The following is a 9,626-nucleotide window of genomic DNA, read 5'->3' as shown; positions in this document are numbered from 1 at the left end:
CCGCTGGGCGAGCCGGCCCCGGCGCCGACCCCCGGCCGCGGCCGCGCCGCCGCCCGCGCGGCTCGCAACGAGTCCGGCCGCGGCGAAGCCGCCGCGACCCCGAGCTCGGCGGCGAACGTCGACCAGGCCGCTCAACCCGCCACCGCCCAGGTGGAGGCGGCCGCCGGCTTCGAGTCCGGCGCCGAGGGCAAGTCCGAGGACAAGGCCCCCGCCATCGAGACCAAGGCCGTCGCCGATGACGCCGCCCAGCCCGCCGCTCCCGGCGTCGGCGATCCGGCCGCCATCGCCGCGGCCCCCGCCGCCCCCGCCGAGGTCCGCGCCGGTCCTCAGACCGTCGCCCACCTCGCCGCCCAGATCGTCAAGAAGCTCGAGGGCCGTTCGACCCAGTTCGACGTCGCCCTCAACCCCGAGGGCCTCGGCCAGGTCGACGTGCGCATCGAGATCGGCGCCCAGGGCAAGCTGACCGCCTCGATGTCCTTCGAGAACGCCCACGCCGCCAACGAACTGCGCGGCCGGGCCGGTGAACTGCAGAAGGCCCTGGAGCAGGCCGGCTTCGACGTCAGCGGCGGCATCCGCTTCGACGTCGCCGCCGATCGCGGCCAGGGCCAGGCCGGTCAGGGTCAGTTCGGCCAGGACCCTCAGAGCAACGGCGGCGCCTGGCGCGGCCGGGCCTTCCAGGCGGCGCTCGACAGCGCCGACCAGACGGCCGACGCCGCGCTCTCAGGCGCCCTCAACCTCCAACGCCGGACCCAGTCCGGCGTCGACGTCCGCATTTAGGAATCGTCAGATGGTAGATGCAGTTTCCACCGTTGGTCAGACCGCGACCCAGACCGGCACCAAGCGGCTGGCCGAGAGCTTCGACACCTTCCTCAACCTGCTGACCACGCAGTTGAAGAACCAGGACCCGCTCTCGCCCCTGGACTCCAACCAGTTCACCCAGCAGCTCGTCCAGATGACCGGCGTGGAGCAGCAGCTCTACGGCAACCAGTTGATGGAGAAGCTGGTGGCCAACACCGGCAGCGGCATCTCCACCGCCGTGGCCCTGATCGGCAAGGACGTCCGCGTCGGCACCGGCGAAAACGCCATCAAGGACGGCAAGGCCGAGTGGAAGGTCGATCTCAGCCGCGCCGCCGACGACGTGAAGTTCGAGGTCCTCGACTCCAAGGGCCGCACGGTGTTCAGCACCACCCCCACCGACAAGAGCGCCGGTGAGCAGACCTTCACCTGGAACGGCAAGGATTCCAGCGGCCAGAAGCTGGACGACGGCGGGCCCTACACCCTGAAGGTCACCGCCAAGGACAGCGCCGGCTCCACCGTCACCTCCAACGTCTCGGTTCAGGGAATGGTCACCGGCGTCGAGCAGGTCGACGGCAAGACCCTGATCACCATCAACGGCGCCAAGCTGCCCTGGGAAAAGGTCACCTCGATCAACCAGGCCGCCGCCCCGGTCACCACCACCGCCACCACCACCCCCACTCCGGACCCCGTCACGTCCGACGCGGCCGCCTAGGCGCGCCGCTCCCGTAACCCTTTGCGACGTACGCAGAACGAAAGAAGGCAACAACCATGAGCATCAACAGTGCCATGCTCGCCGGCGTCTCCGGCCTGGTGTCGAACTCGTCGGCCCTGGCGGCCATTTCCGACAACATCGCCAACGTCAACACCACCGCCTACAAGCGCAATCAGGTGAACTTCGCCAACGTGGTGACGGCCCAGGCGGTCAAGGGCCGCTACTCGGCCGGCGGCGTGCAGGCCGTGACCCGCCAGTTCGTCGCCCAGCAAGGCCTGATCACCAGCGCCTCCTCGCCCACCGACCTGGGCATCTCCGGCGACGGCTTCTTCATCGTCACCCAGAAGCCCACCGGCCTGACCAGCGCCGACAACCGCGCCTTCACCCGCTCGGGCTCCTTCAGCGTCGACGCCGACGGCTTCCTGGTGAATGACGCCAAGCTCTATCTGCAGGGCTGGCCCGTCCAGGCCGACGGCACCATCGACGCCAATCCGTCGGACCTCACCAAGCTCGACTCGATCAACGTCAAGAACCTGGGGGCCGCGGTCCGCGCCACCAGCAACATCGTCATCAACGCCAATGTCGACAAGCGCGGCAACCCCACCTCGGTGGGCGACGCCACCTACGTGCCCACCGTCGACACCACCAGCATGGCCGGCTACGCCGCCGGGGTGGCGGGCGCCACCATCAAGCCCGACTTCACCATCGAGATGAACGTCATCGACTCCGTGGGCGGCGCCCACAAGGTGGCGGTGTCCTTCCTGAAGTCCTCCTCGGCCACCAACCCCAATGAGTGGCACGCGGAAATCTACGCCATCCCGGCCTCCGACGTGGACACCGGCACCGGCGTCCCCGCCCCCGCCGGCAGCCCCCCCGGCCTGATCGCCTCGGGCCTGGTGAACTTCACCCAGACCGGCCAGTTCGACCAGGACAACTCCACCCTGTTCGGCACCAGCGGCACCCCGGCGGTCGGCAACGCGCCGGCCTTCTCGCTCGGCGCCTCCAGCAGCGGGACCTTCCCGGCCTGGGCCGACAATCTCGGCATCGGTTCGCAGGACGTCTCCCTCGACTTCTCCAAGCTGGCCTCGCGGCCGGTGGAGTCCTCGGTGACCCAGGTCAATTCCGACGGCGCCAGCGTCGGCAACGTGGTGGGCGTCGAGGTCGACGAGAACGGCATGGTCTCGGCCATCTTCGACAACTCCGAGATCCGTCAGGTCGCCAAGATCGGCCTGGCCACCTTCCCGAACCCGGACGGTCTGACCCCGATCAGCGGCAACGCCTACCGTCCGACCATCCAGAGCGGCGAATTCGTCCTGAAGCAGCCCACCATGGCCGGCGCGGGTCAAATCTCGTCCTCGACCCTGGAAGCCTCCACTGTCGACTTGTCGGCGGAGTTCACAGGACTGATCTCGACGCAGAAAGCTTACTCGGCCTCCTCGAAGATCATCACAACAGCCGATCAGATGTTGGAAGAGTTGATCAACATTAAGCGATAAGTCTTGGCGTTAATGCTCTTTAACTTGCAACGACATCTTAGACTGTACCGTTTTAGTACATGGGGGAGCTGATGATTAGGTCTTTTTTTACTACTGCGATTCACCGGCTGTTATGGCCTGCGGCGTATGGTCCCTCCGAATTGTGATGGTGGGAAAGGCGTAAAGCCATGTTGCAACAACAACAGCAGACCCGGACGAACAGCCGCGGCGAGCCCTATGTGATCGGTCCGACGGGGGTTCCCCTGACGATCGCCGATCTGCCGCCGGTGGACACCGGGCGCTGGGTGATCCGGCGGAAGGCCGAGGTGGTCGCTGCGGTGCGCGGCGGGCTGCTGACGCTCGACGAGGCGTGCGAACGCTATTCGCTGACCAACGAGGAATTCCTCGCCTGGCAGAAGTCCATCGACCGACACGGCCTGGCGGGCCTCCGCACCACCCGCCTGCAACAGTATCGCTGACCTCAACTCCCCCCAGATTGAAGTTCGCGATGCGGCCGCCCCGGGCAACCGGGGCGGCCGCACCCGTTTTAGGACCCCCTCTGCGCTGGCATGACTGTCGCACAGCTCCGCTTCAAAGAAGGCTGTCGCGGGGTCGGACGTGTCGAAACAGGACGGAATGTGGTTCGGGTTGGCGGGGGCCCTGGTCTGGGGCGCGGCGACCCTCTTCTATGTGGTCTTCGCCCGCGGCGTGATCGAGCACGCCTTCTGGTTCTACGTGGTCAACGCCGCCCTGGTGGCCATGGCGCTGGGCCTCTTCTTCCACATCACCCTGCGCTTCCTGCGCACGCCCCGCCGCCAGCGCCGGCTGGCGGCCCTGATCTTCGCCGCCCCGGGCCTGACCGGCGCCATGCTGTTGGGCCTGAACTTCTCCAGGCTGCTGCCGCAACTGCCGCCGGAGAGCCTGGGCCGCTACACCGCGCTCGTGCTGGTGGGCTACGCCATCATGATGGTCGAGGCCCTGGAGCCCAAGACTAAGAAGGTTTCGGCTTCAAGTTAGACGTGACGGGCGCCGAAACCGGCATCCACCTTCGGCTGTCACGCTCTCGGCCAGGGGCTGAGGTCGGAGAGCTTGCGGATCGTCACGGCGATCCGCTCCCGCTCGCCGGCCCGACGCTCCACCAGCAGGCGCGCCACCTGGGCGTCGTCGTGGAAGGCGTAGCCCTTGATGGCGTCGAGGATCGCCTTCGCCAGGTTGTCCAGGTCCATCCAGGGCGGATCGCCGACATATTCCATCACGATCTCCACCGAGAATTCCCCCCAGGTCGGGCGCGAGCCGCGCCAGGCCTTGCGGAAGAACTCGTAGATCAGCGGCTTGTAGACCTTGGCCTGGGTGGACAGGCCATCGACCACGACCTCCATCACCCCCTCGCTCTCGCGGGCGCGCACCTTGGCGTGATGGGTCCAGCCGTCATCCATTGAGGCTCGTCATAGAGGGCTTTGTCCGGCGCCTGAACCCTTGCGCTTGCGCCCGCCGCGTTTAAACCGGCCCGGCGACTTGGCAGGAGGCTAGAACATGACCGCGACCCGCACCGAAACCGACACCTTCGGCCCCGTTGAGGTCGCCGCCGACGCCTATTGGGGCGCCCAGGCCCAGCGCAGCATCCAGAACTTCAAGATCGGCTGGGAGAAGCAGCCCCAGCCCGTCGTCCGGGCGCTGGGCATCGTCAAGCGCGCCGCGGCCGAGGCGAACATGGAGCTGGGCCGCCTCGACCCCAAGATCGGCGCGGCCATCGTCGCCGCCGCCCAGGAGGTGATCGACGGCAAGCTCGACCACCACTTCCCGCTCTCGGTCTGGCAGACCGGCTCCGGCACCCAGTCCAACATGAACGCCAACGAGGTGATCTCGAACCGCGCCATCGAGATGCTGGGCGGGGTGATGGGCTCCAAGAGCCCCGTCCACCCCAACGACCACGTCAATATGAGCCAGTCGTCCAACGACACCTATCCGACCGCCATGCACATCGCCTGCGCCGAGCAGGTGGCCAAGGAGGTCATGCCGGCGCTGGAGCACCTGCACGCCGCGCTGAAGGCCAAGACCAAGGCCTTCGACCACATCATCAAGATCGGCCGCACCCACACCCAGGACGCCACCCCCCTGACGCTTGGCCAGGAGTTCTCCGGCTACACCCAGCAGGTGGCCAATGGCGTGCGGCGCATCAAGGACACCCTCTCGGGCCTCTATGAGCTGGCCCAGGGCGGCACCGCCGTCGGCACCGGCCTGAACGCGCCGGTGGGCTTCGCCGAGCTGGTGGCCGCCAAGATCGCCGCCATCACCCGCCTGCCCTTCGTCAGCGCCCCCAACAAGTTCGAGGCGCTCGCCGCCCACGACGCCATGGTCTTCAGCCACGGCGCGCTCAACACCATGGCCGCCAGCCTGTTCAAGATCGCCAACGACATCCGCTTCCTCGGCTCCGGCCCCCGTTCGGGCCTGGGCGAGCTCTCCCTGCCGGAGAACGAGCCGGGCTCCTCGATCATGCCGGGCAAGGTCAATCCGACCCAGTGCGAGGCCCTGACCATGGTCTGCACCCAGGTGTTCGGCAACAACGCCACCATGAGCTTCGCCGGCGCCTCGGGGCACTTCGAGCTGAACGTGTTCAACCCGGTGATGGCCTACAACTTCCTGCAGTCCTGCCGCCTGATCGCCGACGCCGCCATCAGCTTCACCGACAACTGTGTGGTGGGGATCGAGGCCCGCGAGGACAACATCAAGGCCGCCCTCGAGCGCTCCCTGATGCTGGTCACCGCGCTGGCCCCCAAGATCGGCTATGACGCCGCGGCCAAGATCGCCAAGACCGCCCACAAGAACGGCACCACCCTGCGCCAGGAGGCCGTCGGCGGCGGCTACGTCACCGACGCGGAGTTCGACGAGGTCGTCCGCCCGGAGAACATGATCCACCCGGGGTGACCCATGAGCGCCTACGAATTCCAGCGTGATGGCCTGCAACTCTATCCGGCGGTCTATGACGCCGTCGGGATCGAGCGTCTTCGTGGAATTCCGACCAAGGGGCCGGGCGCCCGGCTACAGGATGACAGCCTTCCTGGACTGCTGTGGCCGGTCAGTCGGATAGCCTCCAGGCTTCTAGGGATCGGCGCCCAGCCCGTCCGGGCCGTGCTGTTCGACAAGACCGCCGACGGCAACTGGGCGCTCGGGTGGCACCAGGATCGCACCCTCGTCGTTGAGGAACGCCACGAGGTCGAGGGCTTCGGACCCTGGTCGCGCAAGGACGGGGCGCTCCATGTCGCGCCGCCTATCGAACTTCTGCAACGCATGGCCACCTTTCGCATCCATCTGGATTTCTGCGGCGCCGATAACGCACCGCTTCAGGCCGCGGTAGGCTCGCACAGGTGCGGCCATGTGCCAGCCAATCAGGCCGCGGCGGAAGCCGAACGCCATCCGATTGCCCAGTGTCTGGCGGAGGCCGGCGATGTCTGGGCCTATTCAACGCCCATCCTCCACGCCTCGGCGCGGGCAGTGACGCCGACACGCCGCCGGGTCCTTCAAGTGGACTACGCCGCCTTCGCGCTTCCGGGAGGTCTGGTCTGGCGCGGCGTCGCCCTCGCCCATAGTAAGACAGCCGTCGAGTGGGCGGCGGAAAATGCCGAGGCCATAAAGGCGTACAACGAACGCATCGCAAAACGCGGGATACTCGGCGACGAATTCCGCCGCTGGTAGCTACTCCGCCGCGTAGACCAGCGGGTGGGCGTGGGCCCACAGGTGGGCGCGGTAGGTTTCGAAGCACTGCTCGCCGCAGATCAGGCGCATGACGGCCCCCTCGGCGATGTGGCGGGCGCATTCGGGCGTCTCGGTGACCAGGGGGACCAGGGCCTCGGCGTTCCAGGCCCGGGAGTGCTCGATATCCAGATGGGCGTGCAGGGCGAAGTACTTGCGTCCTTCGGGTCCGACTCCCAGGCGTTTGAGGCCCGCTTCCACCGCACTCACGCGGGTCGGGGCGGTCAGCTCCACGACGCCCAGGGCGCCGATCGACTGGTAGGTATATCGTCGGGTGGTGGCGAAGGCGGTCATGGTGTTGGCCAGGGCCAGGGACTGCCACAGGGTGGAGTCGATGGTGGGCGAAAGCTCCAGCCCCTGGGTGGTGCGCTCCAGCATGGGGCCGTGCATCCCGCCCTCATGGCCGCGGCCCATCTCGTCCCAGTAGTTGCGGGCCAGCTCCAGCTTGGGCCGCGCGGGAAGCTTCACCTGGGTCATGGCGACGAGATCGTCGAAGCCGGCCTCACCGGCGGCCTCCTGGGTCAGGAACCAGCGCATGTCGGCCAGGCTGGCGTCGTTCTCCAGCCAGGCGAACAGCGGATCCCATTGGCCGGGGCCCGAGACCTTGAGCGCCTCGAACCAGGCGAGGAAGCCCTCGGGATCGCTGGGGACGTCGGCCACGAGCGGCGCGACATGCTCGCGGAAGGCCTCGATGTACGAGCCCTCGAAATGCTTCATCCGCGCCTCTTCGGCCACCTCCGCGCGCCAGTCATCGGACGGCATGCCCACCGCCAGCCGGCGATGGTTCCAGTGGGCCAGTCCCTTGTGCAGGGTCTCGGCGTCGGGAAACTGCGGATTGAAGGCGCCAAGGCGCGCCAGACGTTCACCACCAAACACGAAACACACTCCCTCTTGGCCAGTAGGAGCGTGCGAACGGAAAGAGGGTTCCTAAGCCGGATTCCCGACCAAACCCGCTCGCCGGACGCGCGTTGCGGGGACAGTCTAGCTCAGATTGGGCCTCAGCGCAGGCGGCTGACGGCGAAGTCGGCCAGGTCTTCCAGGGCCGGGCGCCAGCTGTTGCTGGCGGAGAATTCGGTGAGCGCGCTCTTGGCCTGGCCCGCATAGTCGGCGGCCAGGTCCAGGGTGGCGTCCAGGGCGCCGGCCCCGGTGATCAGGTCCCGCGCCCGCTCGAAGTCGCCGTCCACCTGCTCCAGGCGCGCCACGGCCCGGTCCCAGAAGGCCTTCTCCGCCGGGCCGGTGCGGGCGATGCCCAGCAGCAGGGGCAGGGTCGCCTTGCCTTCCCGGAAGTCGTCGCCGGGGTTCTTGCCCAGCTCCTGGCTGACGCCGCTGTAGTCCAGGCTGTCGTCGACGAGTTGGAAGGCCACGCCCAGATCCTGGCCGAACTTGCGCAGGGCCTTGCAGCGCTCGGGGCTGGCGCCGGCCGAGACCGCGCCGGCCTCGGCGGCGGCGGCGAACAGCTCGGCGGTCTTGGCCTTGATGATCTCCAGGTACATCTCCTGGGGCAGGTTCAGGTCGTGGGCGCGGGTCAGCTGCAGCACCTCGCCCTCGGCGATCACCCGGCTGGCGCGGGCCAGGATCTCCAGGGCGGCCATGGAGCCGGCCTCCACCATCAGCTCGAAGGCGCGGGCGAACAGGAAATCCCCCACCAGCACGCTGGCCGGGGCGCCCCAGATCAGGTGGGCGGCGACCTTACCGCGCCGCAGCTCCGAGGAATCCACCACGTCGTCGTGCAGCAGGGTGGCGGTGTGGATGAACTCCACGGCCGCGGCCAGCTTCAGGCAGGAATCGTCCTTCGCGCCGGCCAGACGAGCCGCGGCGATGGTGAGCAGGGGGCGCAGCCGCTTGGCCGAGCCGCCGATCAGGTGTTCGGCGAGCGCCGGGATGACCGCCACCGGGCTCTGCATCCGGTCGCGGATCAGGGCGTCGACGCCGGCCATGTCGGGGCGCGCGAGGTCCAGCAGGCCATCGATGGAGATGGGCTTTCGGACGACCGGGGCGCTGACTGCGTCCACGAGGACTCCTGGTCTGGGGCGGCGAGACGGGGGGGCGTCGCCGTTTGCGGGGACAATGGTGACGCGATAAGGCACGGTCAAGGACAGCACAACGCCTCACCGACCCGATATGCCGATTACGAGTCAGCAGACCGACATGGACGCCACACCCGAGGACCGCCTCCTCGACGGCCGCGTGCGCCTGCGCCAGGCCCTGGGCGGCTATCGCGCGGGGATGGACGCGGCCCTGCTGGCGGCCGCCTGCGACGCCGCCGACGGGGCCCGGGTGCTGGAGGCGGGCTGCGGTGTGGGCGGGGCCCTGTTGGCCGCCGCCGCCCGGCGCCCGGGGGCGATCTTCGTCGGCCTGGAGCGCGATCTCGGCGCGGTGGCCCTGGCCCGCGACAACGTGGCGCTGAACGGCATGGAGGGACGGGTCGTCATCCTGGAGGGCGACGTCGCCAGGCTGTTCAAGGATCTCGGTTTCCCCACCTTCGACGCGGTGATGGCCAACCCGCCCTATTTCGACGATCCCAAGGCTCTGCGGGCGCCGGCGCCCGCCAAGTCCGGCGCCTGGATGGCCGAGGGCGGACTGGCGGCCTGGACCGCCTTCCTGCTCAAGGCCGTGCGGGAGGGCGGGACCATCACCCTGATCCACCGCGCCGACCGTCTGGCCGACATCCTGGCCCTGCTGGCGCCCAAGGCCGGCTCCTTCCAGATCCGCCCGATCCACGCCCATGCCGACGCCCCGGCCAAGCGGGTGCTGGTCCGGGCCATCAAGACCGGCAAGGCGCCCCTCGCCCTCCTGCCCCCCCTGGTCCTGCACCCGCGCGAGGGGGCCAAGCACACGGCCGAGGCCGAGGCGATCCTGCGGGGCGAGGCGGGGCTATCCTGGCAGTGAGG

The 9,626-nt window shown here is 68.5% G+C and carries 11 protein-coding genes; 8 read left to right on the top strand and 3 right to left on the bottom strand.

From position 1 onward, the window contains the following. The 5 genes from AC1RN5_RS15985 to AC1RN5_RS15965 form a co-directional block, all read left to right on the top strand. A partial coding sequence (locus tag AC1RN5_RS15985; RefSeq protein ID WP_493042135.1) for a flagellar hook-length control protein FliK occupies positions 1-777 on the top strand: 777 nt, incomplete at its 5' end. Positions 778-787: 10 nt separating this feature from the next. After that, positions 788-1,510, top strand: a complete 723-nt coding sequence (locus tag AC1RN5_RS15980; protein WP_493042134.1) for a flagellar hook assembly protein FlgD — start codon at positions 788-790, stop codon at positions 1,508-1,510. Between the two features lie 56 nt (positions 1,511-1,566). After that, positions 1,567-3,006: a flagellar hook protein FlgE gene (locus AC1RN5_RS15975; RefSeq protein WP_493042133.1), complete on the top strand. Its 1,440-nt coding sequence runs from the start codon at positions 1,567-1,569 to the stop codon at positions 3,004-3,006. A 167-nt stretch (positions 3,007-3,173) separates the two neighbouring features. Further along, positions 3,174-3,464 (top strand): CtrA inhibitor SciP, encoded by a 291-nt coding sequence (gene sciP, locus AC1RN5_RS15970; protein ID WP_215341474.1) that lies wholly within the window; start codon positions 3,174-3,176, stop codon positions 3,462-3,464. A 139-nt stretch (positions 3,465-3,603) separates the two neighbouring features. Further along, positions 3,604-4,002, top strand: coding sequence for a DUF5367 family protein (locus AC1RN5_RS15965; protein WP_493042132.1), 399 nt, complete (start codon positions 3,604-3,606; stop codon positions 4,000-4,002). A 38-nt stretch (positions 4,003-4,040) separates the two neighbouring features. Here AC1RN5_RS15965 and AC1RN5_RS15960 read toward each other — a convergent pair whose 3' ends face one another. Next, on the bottom strand, positions 4,041-4,421 hold the full coding sequence (locus AC1RN5_RS15960) for a RusA family crossover junction endodeoxyribonuclease (protein WP_493042131.1): 381 nt from the start codon (positions 4,419-4,421) through the stop codon (positions 4,041-4,043). Positions 4,422-4,518: 97 nt separating this feature from the next. Here AC1RN5_RS15960 and fumC point away from each other — a divergent pair, with 97 nt between their 5' ends. Then, positions 4,519-5,910: a class II fumarate hydratase gene (gene fumC, locus AC1RN5_RS15955; RefSeq protein ID WP_493042130.1), complete on the top strand. Its 1,392-nt coding sequence runs from the start codon at positions 4,519-4,521 to the stop codon at positions 5,908-5,910. 3 nt (positions 5,911-5,913) lie between these two features. Further along, the gene (locus tag AC1RN5_RS15950) at positions 5,914-6,678 is read left to right on the top strand and encodes a phytanoyl-CoA dioxygenase family protein (RefSeq protein WP_493042129.1); all 765 of its coding nucleotides are present in this window, start codon (positions 5,914-5,916) and stop codon (positions 6,676-6,678) included. On the opposite strand, the gene AC1RN5_RS15945 is transcribed toward AC1RN5_RS15950, so the two are convergent. Beyond that, complete coding sequence (locus AC1RN5_RS15945; RefSeq protein WP_493042128.1) at positions 6,679-7,611, bottom strand: iron-containing redox enzyme family protein; 933 nt, start codon at positions 7,609-7,611, stop codon at positions 6,679-6,681. It lies immediately after the preceding gene. A 122-nt stretch (positions 7,612-7,733) separates the two neighbouring features. Next, positions 7,734-8,705 (bottom strand): polyprenyl synthetase family protein, encoded by a 972-nt coding sequence (locus AC1RN5_RS15940; protein ID WP_493042148.1) that lies wholly within the window; start codon positions 8,703-8,705, stop codon positions 7,734-7,736. Between the two features lie 178 nt (positions 8,706-8,883). Here AC1RN5_RS15940 and AC1RN5_RS15935 point away from each other — a divergent pair, with 178 nt between their 5' ends. After that, the gene (locus tag AC1RN5_RS15935) at positions 8,884-9,624 is read left to right on the top strand and encodes a tRNA1(Val) (adenine(37)-N6)-methyltransferase (protein WP_493042127.1); all 741 of its coding nucleotides are present in this window, start codon (positions 8,884-8,886) and stop codon (positions 9,622-9,624) included. Positions 9,625-9,626 lie beyond the last annotated feature (2 nt).

Source organism: Phenylobacterium sp. GW821-FHT12F10 (assembly GCF_058806695.1).
The sequence above is the reverse complement of the archived record's forward strand: the minus strand, read 5'-3'. Positions and strand labels throughout refer to the sequence as shown.